Annotated in this window: 26 protein-coding genes; 24 read left to right on the top strand and 2 right to left on the bottom strand. The window is 33.8% G+C overall.

What is annotated here, in order from left to right; all coding sequences use genetic code 11:
* On the bottom strand, positions 1-194 hold a 194-nt coding region (locus tag ABIN61_07850), incomplete at its 3' end, for a hypothetical protein (protein MEO0294113.1).
* Positions 195-798: 604 nt separating this feature from the next.
* Here ABIN61_07850 and ABIN61_07845 point away from each other — a divergent pair.
* The 23 genes from ABIN61_07845 (at position 799) to rseP (ending at position 21,813) form a co-directional block, all read left to right on the top strand.
* Positions 799-2,292, top strand: a complete 1,494-nt coding sequence (locus ABIN61_07845) for a diguanylate cyclase (protein MEO0294112.1) — start codon at positions 799-801, stop codon at positions 2,290-2,292.
* A gap of 3 nt (positions 2,293-2,295) precedes the next feature.
* Positions 2,296-4,404: a PBP1A family penicillin-binding protein gene (locus tag ABIN61_07840; protein MEO0294111.1), complete on the top strand. Its 2,109-nt coding sequence runs from the start codon at positions 2,296-2,298 to the stop codon at positions 4,402-4,404.
* A gap of 9 nt (positions 4,405-4,413) precedes the next feature.
* On the top strand, positions 4,414-5,046 hold the full coding sequence (locus ABIN61_07835) for an OmpA family protein (protein MEO0294110.1): 633 nt from the start codon (positions 4,414-4,416) through the stop codon (positions 5,044-5,046).
* Positions 5,047-5,065: 19 nt separating this feature from the next.
* Entirely contained in the window at positions 5,066-5,968 is a 903-nt protein-coding gene (locus ABIN61_07830) for a hydroxyacid dehydrogenase (GenBank protein ID MEO0294109.1), read from the top strand.
* Between the two features lie 137 nt (positions 5,969-6,105).
* A complete protein-coding gene (locus ABIN61_07825; protein MEO0294108.1) occupies positions 6,106-7,038 on the top strand; it encodes a PAS domain-containing protein in 933 nt (310 codons plus the stop codon).
* Positions 7,026-7,394, top strand: a complete 369-nt coding sequence (locus ABIN61_07820; protein MEO0294107.1) for an STAS domain-containing protein — start codon at positions 7,026-7,028, stop codon at positions 7,392-7,394. The genes ABIN61_07825 and ABIN61_07820 overlap by 13 nt, the downstream gene beginning before the upstream one ends.
* A complete protein-coding gene (locus ABIN61_07815; protein ID MEO0294106.1) occupies positions 7,391-7,780 on the top strand; it encodes an anti-sigma regulatory factor in 390 nt (129 codons plus the stop codon). Before ABIN61_07820 ends, ABIN61_07815 begins: the two co-directional genes overlap by 4 nt.
* Positions 7,777-8,769 (top strand): SpoIIE family protein phosphatase, encoded by a 993-nt coding sequence (locus ABIN61_07810; GenBank protein MEO0294105.1) that lies wholly within the window; start codon positions 7,777-7,779, stop codon positions 8,767-8,769. The genes ABIN61_07815 and ABIN61_07810 overlap by 4 nt, the downstream gene beginning before the upstream one ends.
* 15 nt (positions 8,770-8,784) lie before the next feature.
* Positions 8,785-9,648, top strand: a complete 864-nt coding sequence (locus tag ABIN61_07805; protein ID MEO0294104.1) for a PAS domain-containing protein — start codon at positions 8,785-8,787, stop codon at positions 9,646-9,648.
* Positions 9,649-9,667: 19 nt separating this feature from the next.
* On the top strand, positions 9,668-10,480 hold the full coding sequence (locus ABIN61_07800) for a response regulator (GenBank protein ID MEO0294103.1): 813 nt from the start codon (positions 9,668-9,670) through the stop codon (positions 10,478-10,480).
* A gap of 21 nt (positions 10,481-10,501) precedes the next feature.
* A complete protein-coding gene (locus ABIN61_07795) occupies positions 10,502-10,969 on the top strand; it encodes an STAS domain-containing protein (protein ID MEO0294102.1) in 468 nt (155 codons plus the stop codon).
* Positions 10,962-13,052, top strand: coding sequence for a response regulator (locus ABIN61_07790; GenBank protein MEO0294101.1), 2,091 nt, complete (start codon positions 10,962-10,964; stop codon positions 13,050-13,052). Before ABIN61_07795 ends, ABIN61_07790 begins: the two co-directional genes overlap by 8 nt.
* A gap of 4 nt (positions 13,053-13,056) precedes the next feature.
* Positions 13,057-13,758, top strand: a complete 702-nt coding sequence (locus tag ABIN61_07785) for a response regulator (protein MEO0294100.1) — start codon at positions 13,057-13,059, stop codon at positions 13,756-13,758.
* A 662-nt stretch (positions 13,759-14,420) separates the two neighbouring features.
* Positions 14,421-14,852 carry a 50S ribosomal protein L13 gene (rplM, locus tag ABIN61_07780; GenBank protein ID MEO0294099.1) on the top strand — a complete coding sequence of 144 codons (432 nt, stop codon included), beginning with the start codon at positions 14,421-14,423 and terminating at the stop codon, positions 14,850-14,852.
* Positions 14,853-15,242: a 30S ribosomal protein S9 gene (gene rpsI, locus ABIN61_07775; GenBank protein ID MEO0294098.1), complete on the top strand. Its 390-nt coding sequence runs from the start codon at positions 14,853-14,855 to the stop codon at positions 15,240-15,242.
* A 10-nt stretch (positions 15,243-15,252) separates the two neighbouring features.
* Entirely contained in the window at positions 15,253-16,002 is a 750-nt protein-coding gene (rpsB, locus tag ABIN61_07770) for a 30S ribosomal protein S2 (GenBank protein MEO0294097.1), read from the top strand.
* A 17-nt stretch (positions 16,003-16,019) separates the two neighbouring features.
* Entirely contained in the window at positions 16,020-16,631 is a 612-nt protein-coding gene (gene tsf, locus ABIN61_07765) for a translation elongation factor Ts (GenBank protein ID MEO0294096.1), read from the top strand.
* Positions 16,609-17,334 (top strand): UMP kinase, encoded by a 726-nt coding sequence (gene pyrH, locus ABIN61_07760; protein ID MEO0294095.1) that lies wholly within the window; start codon positions 16,609-16,611, stop codon positions 17,332-17,334. The genes tsf and pyrH overlap by 23 nt, the downstream gene beginning before the upstream one ends.
* A 1-nt stretch (position 17,335) precedes the next feature.
* Complete coding sequence (gene frr, locus ABIN61_07755) at positions 17,336-17,893, top strand: ribosome recycling factor (protein ID MEO0294094.1); 558 nt, start codon at positions 17,336-17,338, stop codon at positions 17,891-17,893.
* Entirely contained in the window at positions 17,886-18,578 is a 693-nt protein-coding gene (uppS, locus tag ABIN61_07750; GenBank protein ID MEO0294093.1) for a polyprenyl diphosphate synthase, read from the top strand. Before frr ends, uppS begins: the two co-directional genes overlap by 8 nt.
* Complete coding sequence (locus ABIN61_07745) at positions 18,554-19,420, top strand: phosphatidate cytidylyltransferase (GenBank protein ID MEO0294092.1); 867 nt, start codon at positions 18,554-18,556, stop codon at positions 19,418-19,420. Before uppS ends, ABIN61_07745 begins: the two co-directional genes overlap by 25 nt.
* Positions 19,417-20,547 carry a 1-deoxy-D-xylulose-5-phosphate reductoisomerase gene (gene dxr / locus ABIN61_07740; GenBank protein ID MEO0294091.1) on the top strand — a complete coding sequence of 377 codons (1,131 nt, stop codon included), beginning with the start codon at positions 19,417-19,419 and terminating at the stop codon, positions 20,545-20,547. The genes ABIN61_07745 and dxr overlap by 4 nt, the downstream gene beginning before the upstream one ends.
* Complete coding sequence (gene rseP, locus ABIN61_07735) at positions 20,548-21,813, top strand: RIP metalloprotease RseP (protein ID MEO0294090.1); 1,266 nt, start codon at positions 20,548-20,550, stop codon at positions 21,811-21,813.
* A 173-nt stretch (positions 21,814-21,986) separates the two neighbouring features.
* Here the strand turns inward: rseP and ABIN61_07730 are convergent, their stop codons facing one another.
* Positions 21,987-24,239: a T9SS type A sorting domain-containing protein gene (locus tag ABIN61_07730; GenBank protein MEO0294089.1), complete on the bottom strand. Its 2,253-nt coding sequence runs from the start codon at positions 24,237-24,239 to the stop codon at positions 21,987-21,989.
* 489 nt (positions 24,240-24,728) lie between these two features.
* Between ABIN61_07730 and ABIN61_07725 the strand changes: the two genes are divergently transcribed.
* The gene (locus ABIN61_07725) at positions 24,729-24,848 is read left to right on the top strand and encodes a helix-turn-helix domain-containing protein (protein MEO0294088.1); all 120 of its coding nucleotides are present in this window, start codon (positions 24,729-24,731) and stop codon (positions 24,846-24,848) included.
* The last annotated feature ends 244 nt before the right edge of the window (positions 24,849-25,092 follow it).

Genomic DNA, 25,092 nt, shown 5'->3' with positions numbered 1-25,092 from the left:
AACTCCAGACCATTATCATATTGAAATCTGACTTTATTTAGATGAACCCCATTTCCCTTTAAAAACTCACATGAAAGCCTGGCAAATATGCACGAATGAGCAATACTGATGTTCTCGGAATAGGCGGTAAAACCACTTGATACACACCTCCCACTATACTGATATTCTACCTGTTCGAAAGCATTAAAAGCCATCCTTTTCCTTCTCTCTTTTCTCTAGGTAATTCCTCTCGCATGTAAAATCCTTCTGGCGGTTTCATGGGAAACAGGAACTTAGAAATCTCTAACCAATACCTTTATTGACATTTTACCCTTCTCTTTGCGCTTTTCTAATACAAGATCCTCTATGTGTTTAGGTGTCTTATTTATAGACTCCCTGATGAGCTCTGGAACGATTATATAAGCCTTCTATGCCATATTTATCAAATTTTAAGCCATTTGTAAACGGTAGGTCTTCCTGGGTTAAAAATACGGGCTACATCTCTATAGACTCTTCTTTCGCATTTTTTACCATCTCAAAACGGATTTTTACCTTATCAAAGGGTTGCATATTTTTATAACCTCGTCCTATTGATAATAGAACGTGTTTCCTCCTTTTTTGTTTGTCTTTAAAAGGAGGAGATTTATTTTAACAATCATTGCAACTCCTTAATTCTTCTAACCAAGAATTTTTAGGTTTATATTTAAATCTACCCTCTTTATCCCCAGAACCTCCACAAAGTGTCCACCTGCTTTGGATTTAACAGTAAAAAGAGAAAAACTCTTGACATATCCTATGTAAAGGGTATATTTTTAAGAAATGAAAACTTATAATGAAATAGAGTTTTTGAATTGGGTAGGCCGTTTATTAGGGAATCTTTCCCTTTTCTCTAAGCAAGAAGGGATTATAAGAGAAATCCTAAAGTCGGTGCCTGAGATTTCAGGGGCTGATTATTCTTCTTTTTTAATCCTTAAAGAAAATCCAGAAAAAATTGCTTATGATTATTATCCTGAGAAGAAAGAATTTTCTACTCATAGAAGCACAGCAAATTTAGCTATAGGAATAGAAGGAGAAGTGATAAGAAAGAGAAATATTATAGTTACGAGAAACTCTTATGAATTTTCTAATAGGAAAAGTGGAATTATGGATAGGATAAAACTATTAATAGCTGCTCCTATAGGACTTAGGGGAGAGGTAGAAGGTATTTTATATTTGTATTATTTTGAAGATGTTTCTGATAAAGTGGAAGAGATAAAAGAGTTAATAAGAAATATTGCTCCTATACTTGCTTATGCTCTTGCCAATTCCAGACTTTACCAAAAACTTAACGAGGTTATGAGAGAACTCCGAATTTCTTGTGATTTAAGTAACATAATTAATGCTAGTTTGGATATTGATCAATTAATCGAAGAAATTATTAAGCAGTTAACAATGCATTTTGGTTATGAAATTATAGCGGTTTATCTTGTGGAAGAGGATGGGAAGTATGCTACACTTAAGTGGGGAGTAAATTCTATAAAAGAACATATAGGGACAAAAATGAGAATTGATGAAGGAGGTATTATTGGAAGGGTTATAGAAACAGGTCAACCTTATTATGCTGCTGATGTTTCTATGGTTCCTTTACATGGGCCAAAAGGATTTAAGAAAAGATCTGAATTTTCAATACCTCTTAAAATTAGAGATAAGGTGATAGGTGTTCTTGATATTGAAAGTCTTCAAAGAGAAGCCTTTCCTAAATCAGCAAGAAATTTATTAGTAGCTCTTGGAGCTCAAATTGCAATTGCTATAGAGCGCTCTAAGCTTTTTGAAGAAACAAAGAGACTTTCCATAGAGGATCCTTTAACAGGAGCGGTTAACAGAAGGATTTTAGAGGAAAAGATAATGGAAGAGATTGCTCTTGCAGAAAAAAGAGGGGAGGAATTTACGATTTTGTTTCTTGATTTTGATAATTTTAAAGAATTTAACGATAGGTATGGTCATCAGAGAGGGGATGAGGGTTTAAAAATTTTCTCTAATATTATGAAAAGTTGTTTATCTTCTAATGATTTACTTGGAAGATACGGTGGTGATGAATTTATTGCTCTTTTAAGAAAAACGAATATTAATAAGGCTGTAAAAATAGCTAATCAAATGCTTGAGAAAGTAAGAGAAAACGAGTTTCTTAAAGGATTAACTGTTTCTATTGGTGTGGGGGTCTATCCTTATGACGGGAAAACATTTATTGAACTCGTCCGTTATGCAGATAATGCTTGTTATATTGCTAAAGAAAAAGGTGGAGATAGAATCGAGTTTTCTTCTATAGGCAAATAAGAAATGCATGAAGAAGAAAAGAAATTTTCTAATATAATTAAATTTATTTTTGTAGAAAATCGAAGATTTTTCATTCTAAATCTTATTTTTTTTATATTTGGAGCTATAATTGGAATTAATATTGTGATAATTAACGATTTACCAAATGTAGAGTCTTTAGCAAATTATGAGCCAAAACTTTCTACAGAAATATATGATATAAATGATAAATTAATCTTGGAAATTTTTGAAGAGAGAAGAATTCCTATATTTCTTGATTCAATTCCAAAGTATATTCCCCAAGCGATTGTTTCTCTTGAAGATAAAAGATTTTATCGCCACTGGGGAATAGATTGTAGGAGACTTTTAAAAGTTGCATTGGTAAATTTAGGGAGAAAAGTGGTTGGAAAAGAGTGGGGGCAAGGTGGGAGCACGATTACCCAACAACTTTCAAGGAATATATTTCTAACTTTGAGAAAAACACTTCTTAGAAAAATAGAGGAAATTTATCTTTCCATTTTGATTGAAAGAAGATATACAAAAAAAGAGATACTTGAGATGTATCTAAACGAAATATATTGGGGATATGGAAATTATGGAATAGGAGCTGCTTCCCGTTATTATTTTGGAAAACTCCCTGAGGATCTTTCAATATCTGAAGCTGCAGCTCTTGTGGGTCTTATTCGTTCTCCTGGATATTATTCTCCCTATAATAACTATGAGCGCTTTATTCAAAGACGAAACTTAGTGTTGAAGGAAATGTTTGAAGAAAAAAACATTACAGAAGAACAATATAAGAGAGCTTTAGAAGAATCTCTTTCCGTTGTGGATCATTCAAGGGAAAAACCAATAGGTCCATATTTCATAAATGAGGTAAAAAGACAAATGGAAGAACTTTTTGGTAAGGCATATATCTCTTGGGGAGGTTATAAGGTTTATACTACTATGAATAAAGAAATGCAGGCGCTTGCTGATAGTATTTTAGAAATTGGTCTTGAAAAAATTGAAGAAGTTTGGCGGATTACCCCAAAGAAAAATTCTATTCCTGATTCTCTTATTAATCCAGGAAATATTCCTTACATCCAAGGGGCCCTTGTTGCGATGGATCCAAATACAGGTTATGTTCTTGCTCTTTGCGGAGGACGAGATTTTAAACACAGTTCCTATAACAGAGCTATTCAGGCTAAAAGAGAGGCGGGTTCGGCTTTTAAACCATTCCTATTTACAGCAGCAATTGACAATGGATTTTTGCCTTCTGATTTTGTTTTTGATCTCCCAATTATAAAAGAAATAGCAGGGAAAATTTATGCACCTAAAAATTATGATGAGACTTTTATGGGGAAAATTTCCTTAAGAACAGCCTTGGCAAAGTCCAGGAATGTAGCTTCTTTAAATCTTGTTCAAGAAGTTGGACCTTTTTCGGTGGTGGAATATGCCTATCAAATGGGAATAGAAAGTCCTCTTGAGCCTGTTCTTTCTATAGCTCTTGGCTCCTCAGGTGTTTCCCTTCTTGAAATGGTGAGGGCTTTTTCAACAATTGCAAATCTTGGAGAGAAAGTTAATCCTATATTTATTCGGAAAGTTGTTGATAGGTATGGTAATACAGTGTATGAGAATAGAATTGTTAAGCAAAGAGTTCTTTCTGAAAGCACTGCATATATAATGATTAATATGATGGAAAGTGTTTTAGAAGGAGGGGGGACCGCTTATTCTGCAAGAAAAGAAGGTTTTTTATTGCCTGCAGCTGGGAAAACAGGAACTACTAACGACTTTAGGAACGCTTGGTTTATAGGATTTACTAAAAACCTATGTGTTGGAGTGTGGGTTGGTTTTGATTATCCAAGACCAATAGGAGATAAAGCAAGCGGCGCAGTAGTGGCTCTTCCTATTTGGACTCAATTTATGAAAGATGTTTGTGATTCTACTATGAATTATGAATTTCCTATTCCAGAGGAGATTGAATTTAGATTTGTTTGCACTGAGAGTGGGGAGCTTGCGACTTCAAGATGTCCTAGTGTAAAAAAGGAAGTTTTTAGAAAAGGGGAGGTTCCTACAAACTTATGCAGACTTCATAGTAAGGAGAAAGTCCCTCCTGAGAAGCCAATTGAAATGCTTGATGATTTTAATTTTTAGGAGGAATTTATGAAAAAGGATGTTTTTTATTTTATTTTAATTTTAACTTTACTGGTGGCTTTTAGTTTGTTTTACGAGAGGAAATATACTCCTTTATGTAAGAGTCTTATTGAATACAAGGAAGAAAATAAAATACTTGTTTCTGTGGTTAATGAATTAAAAAAGACCGCCCAAAAGGTAGATACGTTAAGTAAAGAAAGAAAGGTAAGTTATTTAATTCAAGATATTAAGGATATGGTCGAAGGAGTAGAAGTAGATCTTGAAAAAGAAGAAATATCGATTACTTTACCTTGTGAAAAAATGTTTCCTCCTGGTTCTGTAGAGTTGAGTGAAGAAGGAAAAAGGACTCTGGTTAGAATAGCAAATGTCTTAAAAGAAATGGGAAATAGAGAGATAAGAATTGAAGGTCATACTGATGGGTCGAGTATTTCAGGTAGTTTAAAAGAAAAATATCCAACTAATTGGGACCTTTCTGCGAAAAGAGCTGTGAATGTAGTGGTTTTTTTGGTAGATGAAGTAGGGATAGATCCTAGGCGGCTATCAGCTGTCGCATATGGAGAATTTAGGCCAATTGCTTCAAATGAAACTCCAGAAGGAAGAAATAAAAATAGGAGAATTGTTATTGATATTTTACCGAAATAGTTAAAGAAAGGGGGTTTTGATGAAGGTCTTAATTTGTGATCAGTTAGAGAAAGAAGCTGTGGAAGCTCTTAAAAAATTGAATGTTGAGGTCGTTGAGAATACATCAATTGAAAAAGAAGAATTAGCTAAAATTATAGGTGATTTTGATGGAGTTATTGTAAGAAGTAGAACGAAGATTAGGAAAGATTTGATAGATATAGCAAAGGGAAAGCTAAAATTCATTATAAGAGCAGGTGTTGGTCTTGACAATATTGATGCCGAATATGCAAGAGAGAAAGGAATAGAAGTTATTAATACTCCAGAGGCTTCTACAAATGGGGTTGCTGAGTTAGCTGTTGCTCATATGCTTGCTCTTTTACGTCACATTCCTCAGGCAACAGCAAGTATGAGAAGAGGAGAATGGCCAAAGAAACAGTTTATTGGAAATGAGCTTGGTTCCTGCATTGTTGGTATCATTGGTTTAGGAAGAATAGGTAGAAGGACAGCTGAGCTTGTTCTTGGATTTGGAGCAAAGGTTCTTGGATATGATCCTTATGTTAAAAGTGTAGAAGGATTAAATGTTAGGATGGTTGGTTTTGATGAGCTCTTAGAATCTTCTGACATCATCTCTTTACATTTACCACACACAGAAGAAACACACCATTTAATTGGGGAAAGAGAATTCAAGAAAATGAAGAAAACTGCTTATCTGGTAAATTGTGCTCGGGGAGGAATTGTGGATGAAGATGCTCTTTATAATGCCCTTAAAAATGGAGAGATAAGAGGAGCAGCTCTTGATGTTTTTGAAGAAGAACCTCCAAAAGACTTAAAGCTTATGGAATTAGATAATTTTATCTGTACTCCTCATCTTGGAGCACAAGCTGAAGAGTCTTCAAGGAGAGTCGGGACAGAAGTGGTTAAAAAGATAGCTGAGAGATTATAAAAATAAAATTTCTTTCTAAATTGAAGATTGAATCGGGGGAGGTGAGAACCTTCCCCGATTTTTAGTAAGAAATTTTAGTTTAATTGAATGAGAAGGATTTTCTCTTGACAAAAAAAATTTTCTTTTTAAATTTTTTTATGATGAGTTTTTTTGAAGATTCTGAAAAAGCATATTATTTTTCTTCAATCTTCAACATAAAACTTTTTCGCAAAGGAGGTTTCACAGTGAATAAGAAAAATTTACCAAAGAGAGAAGAGGAACTTCTTTCAAAGAGTATGATGTTAGATGCGCTTTTAGAGCATATTCCTGATAGGATTTATTTTAAAGATAAAGAAGGGCGTTTTTTGGCTGTAAGTGCTTCGAAGGCAGAAGGAACAGGCCTTTCCAGAGAGGAATATGTAGGAAAAACAGATTTTGATTTTTATCCAGAGGATGTAGCAAGAGAAATGTTTGAGGAAGAAAAAAGGATAATGAGGAGTGGAAAACCTATTATAGATAAAATTTTCAAAATCACACTCCCTGGAGGAAAAGATGCTTGGGTTTCTGTAACGAAATTACCATTTTATGATTACGAAGGTAATATAATTGGGACTCTTGGTATTACAAAAGACGTTACAAAATTGAAACTTCTTGAGCTTGAAAAAGAGAAAAAAATTGAAGCTCAGAAGGAAGAACTTTTAGAAATCTCAACCCCTGTAATTGATGTTTGGGAAGGGGTTTTAACTGTTCCAATATTGGGTTCTCTTGATAGTGAAAGAGCTTCAAGAATCTCAGAAGCTTTATTGACACAAATTGTTGAGAAGAGGGTTGAAGTAGCTATAATAGATATTTCAGGTATTACAGCTGTTGATAGTGCAGTAGCAGATCATTTAATTAAGACAGCAAAAGCAGTGCAGCTAGTTGGAGCGGAAGCTATTCTTACTGGGATTGGAGTAGAGATTGCCCAGACAATTGCTGATCTTGGAATCGATCTTTCGGGTCTTAAAACTCTTTCTACATTAAGAGAAGGTCTAAAATATGTGGTTTCAAAAAGAGCAAAGAATAAAAGAGGAGGAGAATGGCAAGACTGACAAGGATGCATTTGGGAGATATTCTTGTTGTTCCAATTCAGGAAGAACTTCATGATACAGCTGCAGAGGAAACCGGAGAGGCGATAATTAGAGAGGCTGAAGACTCTAAAATTAAAGGTGTAGCGATAGATATCTCTGCCCTTGATATAGTAGATAGCTTTCTTGGACGATTGCTTCAGAAAATAGCAACGGGCTTAAATGCTATGGGAAAAGAAGTCATAGTTGTTGGGATTCAGCCGGCTGTTGCAATTTCTCTTGTAGAACTTGGTTTATATCTTGAGGAAATAGAAACAGCTTTTGAGCTTGATGCTGCTATTGAAAAACTGAGAAAAAAGATAGATAAAAATTCATTATGAAAGAGGAGATTTTAAGGATTCCAATAGTTAAAGAAATAGATGTTTTAATTGCAAGACGTGAGGTAAAAAATCAGGCTGAAAAAATAGGTTTTAGATGGATTGATCAAACAAGAATAGCAACAGCGGTTTCTGAACTTACAAGGAATATAATAAAACACGCTTATAGGGGAGAGGTAATTGTTTATAAAGATGAAGGGGGAATGGAAATTGTCTTTCAAGATGAAGGTCCTGGAATTCCGGATATTGAAAAAGCAATGGAAAGAGGTTATAGCACTTCCAATTCTTTGGGGATAGGCCTTATTGGAGCTAAACATCTTATGGATGAATTTAAAATTGAAAGTAATGAAAGAGGAACAAAAGTGATAACTTATAAAAGATTAAGATGAAAGAAGATAAGAATTTTCCTTCAATAGAATTTAATATAGAGTGTCCTGAGGATGTCCTTAGAGCTGGTTCTGAGACGGTAAAATTTGTTAAAGGATTTAGTCTTAAAGAAAAAGACATAGAAGAGCTCAAGATTGTAATAAAGGAAATTTCGAAAAATATGATAAAGCATAGTTCTTCTGGCAAGTTGAGTATTTTCCTTGAAGGAGGAGATGAAAAGAGTGTATATATTGTAGCTGAGAATCCTGTAGATTTCCCTGTGGATACAAAAGAAATTTTTGATGATGGATATAGCACCGCAAAAACACTTGGAATAGGATTAGGAGCCGTAAAGAGATTACTCAATGATGTTAAGGTTAAAGTAGAGAATGGGAAATTTATTTTAAGTGGGAGAAAGATTTTTTCGGATAAGAAGAGAAATTCAATAGAGATTAGTGTTTATAGTCGGCCAATGAGTGGTTTTAAAAGTAATGGAGATGCTTATTTTGTGAAGAGATATGGAGATTATGCAGTTGTGGCTGTTCTTGATGGTATTGGGCATGGAACAAAGGCAAATTTGGCGAGTAAATTGGCGATAAAAGTGCTCAAGGATAGATTTAAAGATGACCTTGAAGAAATTGTTTTGGCAATCCATCATAAGCTTCAACACAGTAGAGGTTGTGTTATTGGAATTGTTAGGATGAGTAAGAATGGTGATGTAGAATTCCTTGGGATAGGAAATATTAAAGCGCAGATTTATACCCCCGAAATGTATAGAAGGTTGGTTTCTTTTGATGGGCTTTTAGGAAGTAATATGAGAAGTTTTAAAACAGAAAAAATGAAACTTACTACCCCTTGTCTTATTGTTTTACATTCTGACGGAGTTTCTTCTTTTAATTTTGAAGATAAAAGAGTTATATATAGACCTGTTATGGAAGTTGCAAAAGAAGCTTTTGAGAAGTATAGAAAGAAGACAGATGATGCAACTTTATTAATTGCAAAAATACCATAAAAGGAGGTAAGTAAAATGGGAAAGAAGGGAGAAAGATCTAAGGAGGAGTTACTCAAAGAAATAGAGAAGTTAAGGAAAGAAAACGAAGAACTGAAATTAGACAGGAGTTTATTAAATTCGCTTTTAGAGCATTTGCCTGATAATATTTATTTTAAAGACAAAGAAAGCAGATTTGTGAGAGTAGGTAAGGCTTGTGCCACTTATCTTGGGTTCAAAAGTCCTGAAGAGATGATTGGGAAAACCGATTTTGATATTTTTGATGAAGCGCACGCAAGACCTGCCTTTGAAGATGAACAGGAGATAATAAGAACAGGTAAGCCTATTCGTAAAGAAGAAAAAGAGGTTTATCCAGATGGAAGGGAAAAATGGGTGGAGACTGTCAAGCTTCCCAGGTATGACGAGAAAGGCAACATAATAGGGACTTTTGGAATTTCAAAAGATATAACAGAAAGAAAACTTTGGGAGGCTGAGAGAGAAGCAAAATTGAAGGCCCAAAAGGAAGAACTCTTAGAGCTTTCGACCCCTGTAATTGATGTTTGGGAAGGGGTTTTAACTGTTCCGATATTGGGTTCTCTTGATAGTGAAAGAGCTTCAAGAATCTCAGAAGCTTTATTGACACAAATTGTTGAGAAAAGGGCTGAAGTAGCTATAATAGATATTTCAGGTATTACAGCTGTTGATAGTGCAGTAGCAGATCACTTAATTAGAACAGCAAAAGCAGTGCGACTGGTTGGAGCAGAAGCTATTCTTACTGGGATTGGAGTAGAGATTGCCCAGACAATTGCTGATCTTGGAATCGATCTTTCGGGTCTTAAAACTCTTTCTACATTAAGAGAAGGTCTAAAATATGTGATTTCTAAGAAAAAACAGGAGGTTTGAGATTTATTAGGAGAGTAAAATGAATAAAGAAAACAAAGATTATGAAAATAAAGACGCTGAAATTATAGAAGGAGCTCGTGATGATATTAAAGTAATGAATGTTCTTTTAATTGAAGATGCCTCTTTTGCCGTTACTTTCATTAGAGAAACTTTGGCTTATTGCGAGGAAGCCGAACTAGTTGGAGGAACAAAATTCGCTCTTACAAACGTTGAGACCCTTGGAGAAGCTCTAAAGTGTCTTTCGGAGAATAAATTTGATCTTATTTTATTAGACCTTAATCTTCCAGATAGTAAAGAATTAGCCACTTTGGATAGTGTTAGAAGAAATGCACCTTCAGTTCCTATAGTTGTGATTACGGCTTTAAGTGATGAAGGACTTGGTCTTGAGGCTATGAAAAGAGGTGCAGAAGGTTTTCTTGTTAAGGGACAGATGGGTGTAAATGCTCTTCTACAAGCAATATTTTTTGCCGTAGAACGCCATAAAATTTTAATGGAGTTAGAGAGAAAGATTAAAGAGCTTAAAAAGAGTGAAGAAAGATTTAAAAACATAATAGAAAGAATAGAAGATGCTGTTATTATAGTGGATAAGAAAGGTATTGTTCAATTTGCAAATAGTTCTTCCGAAAACTTTCTCGGGACTCCACCGGAGGACCTTATTGGAGAAACATTTTGTTTCCCTTTAGAATTAGAGCAAACAAAGGAAGTCAAAATAATAGATAAAGGGAAGATTAAAACCAAAGCAGAGATGAAAGTTATAGAAACCGAATGGGAAGGGGACGGAGCTTATCTTGTTCTATTTAGGAATATTAAATCCGAGAAGACCAAAAGCTAATTTTAGCTAAGGAGGGAAGAGATTTCTAGAATTCCTATTAATTTTTCTAAGGGTTGTCTTATTGCTCCTATTCAAGGAGAGATTGACGAAGGAAGAATGAAAGAGATCCAAGAACAAATTTTAAGGGAAGTAAGGAGTTCTAAAGTAAAAGGAGTAGTTATTGATCTCTCTGGAGTTAGAATTGTTGAACCTTATCTTGCTTCTATTATTGATAATACAGCGAAAATGGTTCATCTTTTGGGAGCAGAAACCGTTCTTACAGGAATAAAACCAGGGGTTGCTATTTCTCTTGTAAATTTAAATTTTGATTTTAAAGAGATATACGGGACTGCGAGGACCTTTGAAGAAGGTGTAGAAAAACTCCAACCAATAGTTGGAGAAGGAGAATTAGATTTAGAAAGAGTTGAAGAAACGATAGGTCGAGGAGAAACTCTTAATGTTTTGCAGGAGGAAGAAGATAAGGAAAAGAAAAATTTAATTAATGATTGAACTTGGAAGTATTTTATTTAAAGGTAAAGAATATTTTGTTGAAAAAAGAGATAAATTATTTAATTTGGCAGAGAAAATTGGTTTTGGAGAAATCACTTCTACTAAAATTACAACAGCTATTTCTGAATTAATTTATAGAGTTATTAATCTTTATGATGAATGTAGAGTAGATTTATTTATTAAAGAAAAAGAGAGACAATTTGGGTTATTAATCAGAGTTTTTTTTAAAAATAAAATTGGAGAGAATCTCTTTCTTGAAGAGATATTTGACGAAGTTAAAATAAGCGAGGGTTTTTTAGAATTATCAAAATTTATTCCAAGAACTTTTGATTTTACAGAAGATTTTATAAAAAAGCTAAGAGAAGAAATTACTCGTCCTTCTAAAGATGAACTTTATGAAGAACTTCAAAGGGCAAATGTTTCACTTAAAAAGGAAATTGAAGCTCATTTAAAAGCCGAGAAGGAACTGAAAAAGGCAAAAATGGAAGCTGAAAGGGCAAATAAAGCCAAAAGTGAATTCTTAGCCTCAATGAGTCACGAGATAAGAACCCCAATGAATGCTATTATAGGAATGACTGAACTTCTTCTTGATACACCTCTTTCTAAGGAACAGAGAGGTTTTGTTGAGACATTGGAGAAAGCAGGAGATACATTGCTTTCCCTAATAAATGATATTCTTGATCTTTCTAAGATAGAAGCTGGAGAAATAGAACTTGAGAAGATAGATTTTAATCTTGCAGATCTTATCGAGGAAACCTGCGATGTTATGGCGGTTCGAGCAAGAAAGAAAAACATCGAATTTTTATTTCGGATTGAACCTAATGTTCCTGTAAATTTAGTAGGAGATCCAACCCGACTTCGTCAAATAATTGTAAATCTCCTTGGAAATTCAATAAAGTTTACAGAAAAAGGAGAAATAGTTCTTAACGTTAGTATTTCAAAAGAGGAATTTCCTAAAGAGGAAGGGGAAATTTGTTTGCTTTTTTCAATAAGGGATACGGGAATTGGGATCCCCCTGGATAAGCAAGAACAAATTTTTGAAAGTTTTAAGCAGGTAGATGCCTCTACTACAAGGAAATATGGTGGAACAGGTCTTGGATTGAGTATTTCAAAAAAACTTACAGAACTTATGAATGGAAAAATGTGGGTTAAGAGTAAGTTAGGAGAGGGGAGCACATTTTTCTTCACAGCTAAATTTAAGATTCAGAAAGATAAAAGCAAAGAGACTTTTGTGAAACCTGGAGAGATTGATGTAAAGGGTATTTCTACTCTTATTGTGGATGACAACGAAACAAATAGACTTATTTTAAGAGAAATTCTCTCTACTTGGGAGGCAAAGATTGTTGAAGCAAAAGGAGGAAATGAGGCTATTTCTTTAATTAAAGAAGCATATGAGAATAATCAACCTTTTGAACTTGTTCTTCTTGATTGTAGAATGCCGGAAATTGATGGAATTTCTGTCGCAAAATTCTTAAGAAAACAAAAAAATTCAGAAGCTACCACAATAATAATGTTATCCTCAGATTATAAGCCTCATCATTTAAAAGAGATAGATAAAATTGGTATTGGAGCTTTTCTTCTAAAACCAATAAAAAGAAAGGAATTGAAAAATGCCATTCTCTCTACTTTAGGTTTATGGAAGGCTAAGATGAAGAAAAAAGAAGAGAGAGAAAGAAAAGAGTTAAAAGAAATAGAAATTTCTCTCCCGCCTCTTAATATTTTACTTGTTGAGGATAATCTCGATAATAGATTACTTATAAAAGCTTTTTTAAAAAATTTTCCTATAAAAATTGAAGACGCAGAAAATGGAAAAGAGGCTGTAGAGAAGTTTAAAAATAATAAATATGATTTAGTTTTGATGGATATGCAGATGCCAATTATGGACGGTTATAATGCAACTCGTTTAATAAGAGAATGGGAGAAAGAACAAAAAAAGGGAACAACTCCAATATTAGCTCTTACCGCCTATGCTTTGAAAGAAGATGAAGAGAAGACAATTAAAGTGGGTTGTAACGGATATCTTACTAAACCAATAAAGAAAGCAAAATTATTGGAAGCTATTAAAAAATTTGCAGGGAAATGAGCTTATGGAAGATTCTTTAAAAAAAGAACCTAAAAAGAAAATTCTTATTATCGAAGATGATAAAAAATTTCAAAAGGTTCTTTCTATACAGCTGAAACAAAGTAGTTATGATGTTCTTTGTGTAACGAGTCTTGTTGAATTTTTAGAGGCGATAAAAAAAGAAAAAATTGATATGATTCTTTTAGATCTTGGTCTTCCAGATAGCTCTGGTCTTGAGACTTTTAGAAAAGTTTTTAAGCAAGGTGCCGATATCCCTATTGTCATTTTGACAGGTCTTGATGATGAGAAGATAGCTATTGAAGCTGTTAAGGAAGGAGCACAAGATTATCTTGTTAAAGGAGAAGTAGATAATAGAACTTTGATAAGATCCTTAAATTATGCTTTTGAAAGAAGTAAGCTATTACTAAGCTTAAAAAAAATGCAAGAGATTGTCCTTCAGTCTGAAAGACTTAAAGTTCTGGTTGAAACAGCAGGAGCTGCTGCACATGAAATAAATCAACCTTTAACCTCTATTATTGGAATGGCTGAGATTTTAAAAAAAGATCTAACTGAACACCCTTCGTGGGAAGAGAAGATTAACTTTATTATAAATTCTGCCTTAAGGATTAAAGATATTGTAAAAAAGATGGCAAACGTGAAAAAATACGTAACAAAACCTTATTTAAAAGGAATTGAAATTGTCGATTTTAAAAGCTCAGCAGAGTGAAGCCTTTAATGATTTTCACTCTTAAAAAACCTTAAGGATTTGATAAACAAAGACTTATTTTCCACAATTTTTCCACTTTTTAAGTTAATTTTCATTTTTAGGATTTTTCATTATATAAAAATTTTAAAAATTTTTCTTAAAAAAATTTCTTCTTAAGTTATTTTATTCCAATGTATTTTATTAATTCCTTGACATACAATCAAAATTTTGAATAAAAAAATTTTTTAAGCAAAATGACCTTCCCTTTTCTAGTCCCTTAACCTAAGCTCTTATTAATTAATGAGTTATCACAAAATACTGTGGATAAGTTATTTAGTATAAGATATTAATAATCAATTACTTAAATAGTATTTTAGAAGTTTTAAACAAGTTTTCCACATTGTTCACATTTTCCTTTTTTGTTTTTTAAAAGAGGTATAAATTTTATTCTTTGTCATTTTTGGGGATGGGGGAACATGTTGGTCTTTAATAGGTTAAAATGGGGCTTTTTAAAAAGGTAAGTCTTGATTGGTGCAAAGAGGGGATTGTTTTGTCCTTTTTGATTTGGTTTAACAAATATTAATCCAGTATCTCTTGACAAAAATCTTTTTTCTTATATATTTAGCCCAAGTTAATATAAAATTAATTTTTATGAATACTCATTAAGTTGAAAGGAGAGAAGAATGAGAACTTTTCTTTTAAAGAAGGAAGAAATAAAAAGAGATTGGTGGCTTGTGGATGCCGATAATAAGATATTAGGAAGGTTAGCTTCAAAAGTCGCTAGTATATTAAGGGGTAAACATAAACCGAATTTTACCCCTAATATTGATAATGGAGATTGTGTTGTTGTGATAAATGCTGATAAAATAAAACTTACAGGAAATAAAGAAGAGAAAAAAGTGTATATAAAACATACAGGTTATCTTGGAGGTTTAAAAGAGATTTCTTTTAAGAAGAGAAAAGAATTGGCTCCAGAGAGTATAATAATAGAGGCAGTTTCAGGAATGTTACCTAAGAATAAGCTTAGAAAGAGAATGATAAAAAGATTAAAAGTTTATTGTGGAGTGAAACATCCTTATGAATCTCAAAATCTGAAGAAATTGGAGGTAAGCTAAATGAATGAACTTGCAATCGCAACTGGAAGAAGAAAAGATGCTGTTGCAACCGCTCGGTTTTTTCCGGGGAGTGGAAAGATTATAATTAATAATAAGACACTAAAGGAGTATCTAAAGGTAGAAAGATTGGTTCACGAAGTGCGAAAGCCTCTTGAAAGAGTTGGAATGCAAAATGAGTTTGATATTAAAGTTGTAGCAAAGGGCGGTGGGATTTCTGGACAGGCGCAAGCGATAAGACATTCAATTGCAAAAGGACTTGTTAAGATAAATGAGGAATTTAAGAAACCTTTGAAAGACGCTGGTTTTTTAACCAGAGATGCTCGTATTAAAGAAAGAAGAAAATATGGACTTAGAAAGGCAAGAAGAGCCTTCCAACATTCAAAGAGATAGGAGTTCAAAAGTGGCGATTTTACAATTCAAAGACCTTTTGGAAGCAAGAGCGCATTTTGGGCATAAAAAACAGAATTGGAATCCTAAGATGCAGCCTTACATATATAAGCAGAAAAATGGATTACACATAATTGATCTTAGAAAATCTGTTGAGTTATTGAAAGAAGCTTATAAAGCTGTAACTGAGATTGCCGCAAGAGGAGGTAAGTTTCTTTTTGTAGGAACAAAAAAACAGGCTCAGAGTATAATAGAAGAAGCGGCAAAGAGAGTTGGGGCTTCTTATGTTAAAGACCGATGGGTTGGGGGAACTTTGACAAATTTTAACGTAATAAGAAGAAGTATTGAAAAGTATAACAAACTTTGTGAGGAGATAGAAGCGGAAAGCTTTAAAGAGTTACCTCAAAAAATCCAAAGTAGAATGTTGAGACAACAGGTAAAAATGAGGAAATACTTTGATGGAATAAAGAATATGGAAAGTCTTCCAGACTTATTATATGTGGTGGATGTAACCCAGGAGGAAAATGCGGTTAAAGAGGCTAATTTATTAGAAATTCCTGTTGTTGCAATAGTGGATACCAATTCTGATCCTGAGACTGTAGATTATCCAATTCCAGCTAATGATGATGCTATTGAATCAATTAGATTGATAACAAGTGTTATTGAAACAGCAATTGCAGAAGGAAGAAAACATTTTGAGGAGGAAGAGCAGCTTAGGAAAAAAGAGGAATTAGAGGAAGTAAAGGAAGAGGGAAAAGAATAAGCTTTTAGGAGGTGGAAGTGTCTTCTGAAATTGATATTTCTTTAATTAAAGAGTTAAGGGCAAAGACAAATGCGGGGGTTTTAGATTGTAAGAACGCTTTAATTGAATCTGGAGGTGATATAGAAAAAGCTATTAATATTTTGAGAAAGAAAGGGATAAAAGAAGCCTCTAAAAAAATGGGGAGATTTGCAAAAGAAGGTATCTTATATGCTTATGTTCATCCCGGAAATAAGCTTTTGGGTGTTGTTGAACTTGGATGTGAGACTGATTTTGTAGCAAGAACAGATGAATTTCAAAATCTTGCGAAAGAGATTGCAATGCAAGTTGTAGCTTGCAATCCAATCGCGGTAGATAGAGAATCAATTCCTGAAGAGGTTCTAAAGGAAGAAAGAGCAATATATGAAGAACAGGTTAAGGGAATGAATAAGCCACCTCAAGTTCAAGAGAAAATAATTGAAAATAAGCTTGAGAAATTTTATAGTGAAGTTGTCCTTTTAGAACAACCCTATTTTAGAGATCCGTCAATAACGGTGGGTGATTTGATAAAGGAGAAAATTTCAGTTATAGGTGAAAATATTGTAGTAAGAAGATTTCAAAGGTTCCAGGTTGGAGAAGAATCCAAAGTATAAAAGGGTCCTTATAAAGTTAAGTGGAGAGTTTCTGAAAGATAAAGAAGAAGCTCTTAGTTTCCAAAAGTTAAACTCGATCGTTTCTGAAATAAAATACTTGCACAGTAAGAAAGTAGAAATGGGAGTTGTGATTGGAGGAGGGAATATCCTTAGGGGATTAGAAGGTAGAGAAAAATTTGGAGTATCTCAAGAAGATTTAGATGAGATAGGAATGATTGCTACTTTAGTAAATGGTAGTCTGATTTCTTTGTTTCTCAAAAAAATGGGAATTCCAGCTGTTGTTTTATCTAGTATTCCAATTTCTCCTTCTATTGGTGAGATATATAATAAGAGAAAAGCGAGAGAACTATTAGAAGAATCATACGTTCTTATTTTTGTTGGAGGTACAGGAAACCCTTATTTTACAACAGATACAGCTGCTGTTCTTCGTGCTTTACAAATCGAGGCTGATATTTTATTAAAAGTAACAAATGTAGATGGAGTATATGATAAAGATCCGAATAAATTTCCCGAAGCTAAATTTTATAAGGAAATAACTTATAAGGAAGCGTTGGAACGAGGTTTAGAAATAATGGATTTAACTGCATTCTCTTTAGCGAGAGAATATAAGTTACCTATAGTTGTATTTAATGGGGAAAAAAAAGATAATTTAAAGTCCGTAATTATGGGTAAAGAAATAGGAACTATCGTTAAAGGAGGATAAAATGGATGTGGTTTTGAAAAAACAAATGGTTGAAAAAATGGAGAAAACTCTTTCTATTGTTTCAGAAGAATTTGCAAGCATCAAAACAGGTAGAGCTTCTCCAGCTCTTTTAGAAGGAATAAAAGTAGATTATTATGGGACTAAAGTTCCTATAAATCAACTCGCTTCAATTACAGTGCCTGAACCCCATCTTATTGTGATTCATCCCTTTGATGAAAAAGCAATAGATAATATTGAGAAAGCTATTGTAGCTTCGGAGTTAGGTCTAAATCCTTCTAATGATGGTTCGGTTCTTCGTATTCCAATTCCTCCACTTACAGATGAAAGAAGAGAAGAGTTGAAAAAGCTTATTCACCGACTCGCAGAGAATGGAAGGGTTTCTCTTAGAAATATAAGAAGAGATTTTATAAAGATTGTTCAGGATATGGAGAAAGAGAAAAAGATTTCAAAAGACGATGAGTTAAGATACAAAGAAGAAATTCAAAAAATTACAGATCACTTTTCAGAAAAAATTAATGAGCTTTTAAAGAAGAAAGAAAAAGAAATTTTCGATGAATAGAAAAATTCCCTTACATATTGCAATTGTAATGGATGGAAATGGGAGATGGGCAAAAGAGAAAGGTCTCCCTCGTCTACAAGGTCATTTAGCAGGAGTAAATACTGTTAGGAGGGTTATTCAATACTGCTTTGAGTTTAATGTTAAGTATCTAACTTTATTTGCTTTCTCAAGGGAAAATTGGGAAAGGCCAAAAGAAGAAGTTGAAGGGCTAATGAAGCTTTTTTCTAAGGTAATAAAAGAGGAAGTGAAAGAGTTGAAGAAGAATAGAATCAGAGTTAGATTTATTGGGAATATTCAAGAACTACCTATAGAGATAAAAGAATCGACAATGTGGATTCAGGAGCAAACAAAAAACTCTGATAGATTGGATCTTATAATCGCCTTTAATTATAGTGGGAGATCAGAAATAGTGGAAGCTGTAAATAAAGCTGTAGAAAGAGGCGAAAAGGTAACAGAAGAAAGTTTTAGAAACTTCTTATTTCTACCAGATGTTCCTGACCCTGACTTATTTATAAGAACAAGTGGAGAACTTAGAATTTCAAACTTTTTGCTTTATCAGATAGCGTATTCTGAATTGTTTTTTACTGAGACCCTTTGGCCAGACTTTAGTAAAGAAGATTTTATTCGGGCAATAAGGTCTTATCAAAAGAGGGAAAGAAGATTCGGAGCAATTCGAGAGAATTAGCTAACCGCTGGATAACAGCAATTCTTTTTATCCCTGCTCTTATCATCATAGCTAGGGAAGGGGGAATTTATTTTTTGATTCTTATTGAATTAGGGATTTTTTTAGGGGTGTATGAGTTCTGCGATATATTAAGAGGAAGAGGGCTCACCCCTTATAAATCTCTTGCAATAGTTTCTTCTCTTCTTTTGGGATTAAATGCATATTTTCATAGTCATCTATTTACAGTAATGACTATTACAGCTCTTGTTATTATTGTTTCTACTGCAGAGCTATTTAGAAGAAAGAAAGAAGAAGCTATTTTTCATCTTTCCGGAACAGTTTTTGGAGTTATTTATGTTGGATGGTTATTTAGCCATCTTATCCTTTTAAGCCGGATGCCATTGGTCTTAGAACCTTTATGTTATAATAATGTTTTTGGAATAAAAATAAGATTAGGGACAAGCCTTGCACTTCTTCCTTTTGTTTTAACTTGGACTAATGATACAATGGCTTTTTTTATTGGAAGAAAATTTGGAAAGAGAAAGTTTTTCCCTTCTATTTCTCCTAAGAAAACTTGGGAAGGAGTAATAGGAGGAACTTTTTTTGCTTTCATCGCAGGATTTATATATCGCTATCTTTATGCTCCCTATCTTTCCTTTTTTGATTGTGTTATTCTTGGAACTCTAGTTGGTATTTTCGCTCCTATAGGGGATTTGGTTGAGTCTATGATTAAAAGAGATGTTAAGCTTAAAGATACTTCTACTTTTATTCCTGGGCATGGTGGTTTTCTTGATAGATTTGATTCGTTACTTTTCACAGCCCCAATTATATATTATTATCTGCGTTTCTTTGCAGTAAAATGAAAAATGTTGCAATATTTGGATCAACAGGTTCTATAGGAACTAACACTCTTAAAGTAATAAAAAACCTTAAAGATTATAGAGTAATTGCTTTACTTTGTGGAGATAATATCTCTTTGCTTTCCAAACAAGCAGATGAGTTTCACCCAGAATTTGTGGGAAGCTTATTTGAGAGAAATAGAGAGGAACTACAAAGAAGATTTAAAAATAAATTTAAGGTGATTGTTGGAGAAGAAGCTTCTTTTTTATACGAAAAAGAAGATGTGGATATAATAGTAATAGCTACAGCTGGTGTATCTTCTTATTCTTCTCTTATAAAAGGGTTGAAAAGAAAAAAAAGAATTTGCACTGCAAATAAAGAGACATTGGTAGCTTTTTCTTCTCTTCTTAAGGTCGAATTGAAGAATTTACCTGGAGAATTAGTTCCAATTGATAGCGAACATTCAGCAATATATCAAGTGCTTTCTACCTCAGATAAAAATAATTTAAGAAAAGTAATAATAACAGCTTCAGGAGGCCCTTTTTATAACAAAAAGAACCTGGATAGGATAACTCCTCAAGATGCTCTTAGACATCCTACTTGGAAGATGGGGAGAAAAGTTACAATTGATTCAGCAACCCTAATGAATAAAGGTTTTGAGATTATTGAAGCTTCGGTTCTTTTCTGTCTTGAGCCAGAGGAAATTGAAGTTATAATTCATCCTGAGTCTATAATCCACGGTATGGTAGAATTTAAGGATGGTTCAATAATTGCTCAATTATCTGTTCCTGATATGAAGATCCCAATCCAATTTGCCTTAACCTCTCCTTTAAGAAGAGAAGCCTTTTTTAAGAGGCTTGATTTTAGGAACATAAAATCTTTAACTTTTAAAAAATTAGATGAAAAGCGATTTCCTTTAATACCTTTAAGTTATAGAGTTTTGGAAGAAGGAGGAACTTTACCAGCGGTCCTTGTGGGAGCAGATGAGGTCGCTGTAGAGAGATTTTTAAGGAAGGAAATTCCTTTTAAAAAAATTACGGAGATAATTCTTAAGGTCACAGAATCTCATCAGAATAATAGAAATCCAAAGGAGGAAGAAATTATAGAGGCGTTCAAATGGGCTCAAGAAGAAGCAAGGAGGATTAAATAGATGTTCCTTGGAGTAGTAGTTGGAATTCTTATATTGAGTGTAATGGTTTTTGTCCACGAATTCGCACATTTAATAATTGCAAAACTTGCTTCAATGAATGCTCCTATCTTTTCAATTGGGCTTGGCCCAAAATTATTTTCTTTTTTAAGATGGGGGGAAACAGAATTTAGAGTTTCTCTCATACCTTTTGGAGGTTATGTTGAAATAAAGGGTATGAATCCTGAGGAAATGAAGGGAGAAGAGGATGAATTTTATTCAAAGAATTTCTTTTTAAAGAGTGCAGTTGCCTTCTCAGGACCTTTTGCCAATTTTGTTTTCGGTTTTTTAGTTTTTGTTTCTGTGATATTTTTTAATGGAATAGAAGCTCCTTCAACAACTGCAATAAAAAAGGTGAATAAGGAAAGTAATCTTTTACCTGGGGATAAAATTTTAAAAGTGGATGAGAAAGAAGTAAAAAACTGGTATGAATTGACGGAAAAGTTGAGAAAAAATTCTAAGGTTTTTTTAGTTAGAGAAAGTAAAGAAATTGAGGTTTCTGTTGATTCCTTAATTCTTGATTCTTTGGAACCTTTTGTTCCCCCTTGTGTAGGTAATGTCCTTAGCGGCTTTCCAGCAGAAAAGGCAGGAATAAAAGAAGGAGATTGGATATTAAGAATTCAAGATAGAGAAATAAATAGTTGGGAAGACATAACAGAAGTGATTCATCCAGCTTTTGGGGAAACACTTAATATCGTTTTTCTTAGGAAAGAAGACACTCTAAAAGCCTCAGTGGTTCCAGAGCCGCAAAAAACCATTGAAGGTGATTCAATAGTTAATATAGGAGTTATTGGAATAGAGTCTTCTACTGATAGGGTAAACGTTCCTTTTTATAAAGCGTTTATTTTTGGTTGGAGGCAAACTTATAATACAGCTTTATGGGGTTGTCGAACTATTTCTTTTTTGTTTAAGAAAAAGATTTCTCCAAAGGAAGTTTCTGGTCCATTGGGAATAGTAATAATTACCAAAAAAACAATAGATCGTGGTTTTGTGAGACTTTTGATGTTAGTTGGAGTTATTACTATTAACCTTGCAATAATAAATTTAATTCCAATCCCTCCCTTGGATGGTTTTCATATTGCTATGTCTTTAGTAACTTTTAATTCAAAAAAACCTCCTTCTAAGAAAATTCTTAAGATTATCCAAGGGATTGGCACTTTTATCCTGGTAGCTCTAATGATTTTAATATTGTTTAATGATATAATTAAATTTATTCAACGCCAATTTTAAATAAATTTGTAAAGACCCCCTTTATAGAGCAATAGATTTAAATATGCATTGGGATATAATGTAATTTACGAAACCTAATTCCGGAAGAAGGAATCTATCTTCTTTTAACTATTTAGAACGAATCGCACTAATAACACCAAAATTTTTACTAATTTACTAACCTGATTCCGATTTCACTTTAGGAGTAAGACTTTTTGCTTGTATACCTTTTCTCCTATTTCGATCCTCACAAAATATATTCCTGTTTTCTCCTTCCAGTTTATCGTGTAATTTCCCTTTGTTTGAACCCTGTTAATCGGGCATGCAATCCTCTGACCGAGAATGTTGAAAATTTCTATTTTTACTTTTTCATTTTCTTCAGGAACCGAATATTTGATTTCCATCGTTCCACTAATACCTGTTATGTTGAATTCGTCTTTTTTGATTGGGGTTTCCTCAATGTTGCTGTAGGGTCCTGTGTATTTGAAGATATAAAGGCCAAGTCTATTATAAGGGACATAAATAAGACTATCCTTAACATATACATCGTAAGCATGACATTCCCAGGAAAGATTGTAATGTCCAACTTCCACAGGAGAAGAAGGATTGGAAACATCGATTATACGAAGGCCACTTTCACCATCAGCTACAAAGGAAAGGTTATCCTTAACCCATATTCCTTTTTTCCCCCATTCAGACTGTAGAGTATAAGAACCAATTTTAACTGGTGAAGAAGGTTCGGAAATATCCATTATGTCAAGATTCTCTCCAGCAAGATAGGCGAGCGTATCCTTGACGAAAACAGCATAATATTCACCCGGAATATTTGTAATTTCAGTCGGTGAAGAAGGAGTGGATGCATCTATTATATGAAGACCGGTTTCACCATCGGCTACATAAGCAATATTATCTTGAACCCAAACACCAAAAGCCCATTCTGGGATATTACAAGAACCAATTTCAGTTGGAATAGAAGGATGAGATATATTGATTATCCTAAGTCCATTATCCCAATCAGCGATATATGCAAGTGTATCCCTAACATAAACATCGTTAGCATGACCCGGAGTGTTATAAGAGCCAACCTCGTAAGGAGATGAAGGCTCCGAGATATTGATTATCCTCAGGCCGCTGTCCCAATCAGCCACATAGGCAAATGAATCCTGGACCCAAACATCTATAGCACTACCAGGTGTATCAAACCAGCCTGCTTCACTTGAAGTTGTAGGGTTAGATAAATTGATTATTCTGAGTCCTCTTGAATGATTGGTAAGATAAGCAAAAGAATCCTTGACCCATACACCCGTGTTAATACCGCCCATTCCGTATCTACTGGTTTCAAAAGGTAACGAAGGGTCGGATACATTGAGTGTGAGAAGACCCTCTAGATATTCCGGAAAATTCCCGAAATATTCGACATAGGCAAGATTACCTTTTACTTGGACAGCAACTGCTCTACCGGGAGTAAAATATAAGCCAACCTCCTTTATAGATTCAGGGTCAGCCACATTCAATATTTGCACTCTACACGAATCAGCTCCAGAAATGTCCGAACTAATTGCGAGATAAGCAAGGGTATCTTTGACCCATACACTACTCACATAATAGTTCTGGGTATTTAAATCATAGAATCCAATCTCAACTATGGATGAGGTATCGGATACATTTATTATGTGTAAGCCATCTGAAGTTCCTAAATACGCAAGCGTATTCTGAATATATACGGCGTTGGCATCACCATCAGTGTAAAAAGAACCAACTTCTTTTGGAGAAGAAGGGTTAGAGATATTGATTATCCTTAATCCATTCCACCTATCAACAACATAAGCAAGATTCGAATCTACCCATACTTCCGAGGCCCATACAGGTGTCTCGCAGGAACCAACCTCTTTTGGAGAAGAAGGGTCGGATATATTTATTATACGAAGTCCTCTGTCAGAATTCGCAATATACGCAAAGGAATCCTGAATCCAGACACCGTAAACCAAACCAGGTGTCTCATAAAAACCTACTTCTTTTGGGGAGTAAGGGTTGGAGACATCAATTATACGGAGACCATCTGGACCATCCGCTACAAAGGCGAGATTATCTTGAACAAAAATATCGTAAATAATAATATTCGGTAATCTGATTTCTCCGATAAGAACTGGATTTGTAGAGTCTTTTACATCCAATATCTTCATATGAAAACCTGCTCCTATATAGGCAAGAGTATCAAAAACACACACTGCATATCCAGGTCCAGTAAACCAACCACCAACCAAAGTGCAATTAAGAGAATCCACCTCCCTTGTTTTGAAGGACAATAAAAATTCAGAGTATAACCCAAGCCTATCTATTGACTCATCATTTCTGGAAAACCTTTTTGGTCCGGCAACTAGGGTAGAAAAAAACATAAGCAATACAATAATAAAGAAAAATCTCGTAGATTTTAATCTGACAAACATATTTACCTCCTCTTTTTTGAACTTTGGATGGGAATCCAGTCAGTGTTAGCCTGGACAGTGTCTTTTATTGCACCCGGAATTTCAAATGGAAAATTCAAAGTACTCACAAGACCAATGTCTATTCTTTTAGATTGAATGCTAAGAAAAGGAAATTTATTCAAATTCAGCCTCACTCAATATTTCCTGATTTATAATAAAAGACAATAAAATAAATATTATCATAACTCTAATTATTATATATGCAAATATTTAAAAGTTGTCAAGGGAAAATTTAGCACCATCTGTTAAATCCAAAGCAGGTGGACACTTTGTGGAGGTTCTGGGTATAAAGAGGGTAGATTTAAATATAAACCTAAAAATTGTTGGTTAGAAGAATTAAGGAGTTGCAATGATTGTTAAAATAAATCTCCTCCTTTTAAAGACAAACAATGAAAGGAGGAGATGTGTTTTATTATCAACATTACGAGGTTATAAAAAATATGCAACCCTTTGAATAAGGTAAAAATTCGTTTTGAGATGGTAAAAAATCCGAAAGAAGAGTCTATAGGAGATATAGCTCGTATTTTTAATACAGGAAGACCCACCGTTTACAAATGGCTTAAAATTTGATAAATGTGGCATAGAAGGCTTATATAACCCTTCCAGAGCACATCAGGGAGTCCATAATAAGACACTCAAACACATAGAAAAACGCAAAGAGAAGGGTAAAATGTCAATAAAGGTATCGGTTAGAGATTTCTAAGTTCCTGTTTCCCATGAAACCGCCAGAAGGATTTTACATGCGAGAGGAATTACCTAGAGAAAAGAGAGAAGGAAAAGGATGGCTTTTAATGCTTTCGAACAGGTAGAATAT

This window comes from candidate division WOR-3 bacterium (assembly GCA_039804165.1).
Classification (GTDB): domain Bacteria; phylum Hydrothermota; class UBA3072; order UBA3072; family UBA3072; genus JAFGHJ01.
Note: the sequence above shows the minus strand (reverse complement) of the source record. Positions and strands in the feature narration are given on the sequence as shown.

Coding starts and splice junctions, on each gene's coding strand:
- rplM (MEO0294099.1), top strand. CDS start 14,421: ATGAGAACTTTTCTTTTAAAGAAGGAAGAAATAAAAAGAGATTGGTGG.
- ABIN61_07790 (MEO0294101.1), top strand. CDS start 10,962: ATGATTGAACTTGGAAGTATTTTATTTAAAGGTAAAGAATATTTTGTT.
- ABIN61_07815 (MEO0294106.1), top strand. CDS start 7,391: ATGAAAGAGGAGATTTTAAGGATTCCAATAGTTAAAGAAATAGATGTT.
- dxr (MEO0294091.1), top strand. CDS start 19,417: ATGAAAAATGTTGCAATATTTGGATCAACAGGTTCTATAGGAACTAAC.
- ABIN61_07830 (MEO0294109.1), top strand. CDS start 5,066: ATGAAGGTCTTAATTTGTGATCAGTTAGAGAAAGAAGCTGTGGAAGCT.
- ABIN61_07835 (MEO0294110.1), top strand. CDS start 4,414: ATGAAAAAGGATGTTTTTTATTTTATTTTAATTTTAACTTTACTGGTG.
- ABIN61_07845 (MEO0294112.1), top strand. CDS start 799: ATGAAAACTTATAATGAAATAGAGTTTTTGAATTGGGTAGGCCGTTTA.
- frr (MEO0294094.1), top strand. CDS start 17,336: ATGGATGTGGTTTTGAAAAAACAAATGGTTGAAAAAATGGAGAAAACT.
- ABIN61_07820 (MEO0294107.1), top strand. CDS start 7,026: ATGGCAAGACTGACAAGGATGCATTTGGGAGATATTCTTGTTGTTCCA.
- ABIN61_07800 (MEO0294103.1), top strand. CDS start 9,668: ATGAATAAAGAAAACAAAGATTATGAAAATAAAGACGCTGAAATTATA.
- rseP (MEO0294090.1), top strand. CDS start 20,548: ATGTTCCTTGGAGTAGTAGTTGGAATTCTTATATTGAGTGTAATGGTT.
- uppS (MEO0294093.1), top strand. CDS start 17,886: ATGAATAGAAAAATTCCCTTACATATTGCAATTGTAATGGATGGAAAT.
- rpsI (MEO0294098.1), top strand. CDS start 14,853: ATGAATGAACTTGCAATCGCAACTGGAAGAAGAAAAGATGCTGTTGCA.
- ABIN61_07810 (MEO0294105.1), top strand. CDS start 7,777: ATGAAAGAAGATAAGAATTTTCCTTCAATAGAATTTAATATAGAGTGT.
- ABIN61_07730 (MEO0294089.1), bottom strand. CDS start 24,239: ATGTTTGTCAGATTAAAATCTACGAGATTTTTCTTTATTATTGTATTG.
- ABIN61_07825 (MEO0294108.1), top strand. CDS start 6,106: ATGATGAGTTTTTTTGAAGATTCTGAAAAAGCATATTATTTTTCTTCA.
- ABIN61_07785 (MEO0294100.1), top strand. CDS start 13,057: ATGGAAGATTCTTTAAAAAAAGAACCTAAAAAGAAAATTCTTATTATC.
- ABIN61_07840 (MEO0294111.1), top strand. CDS start 2,296: ATGCATGAAGAAGAAAAGAAATTTTCTAATATAATTAAATTTATTTTT.
- ABIN61_07805 (MEO0294104.1), top strand. CDS start 8,785: ATGGGAAAGAAGGGAGAAAGATCTAAGGAGGAGTTACTCAAAGAAATA.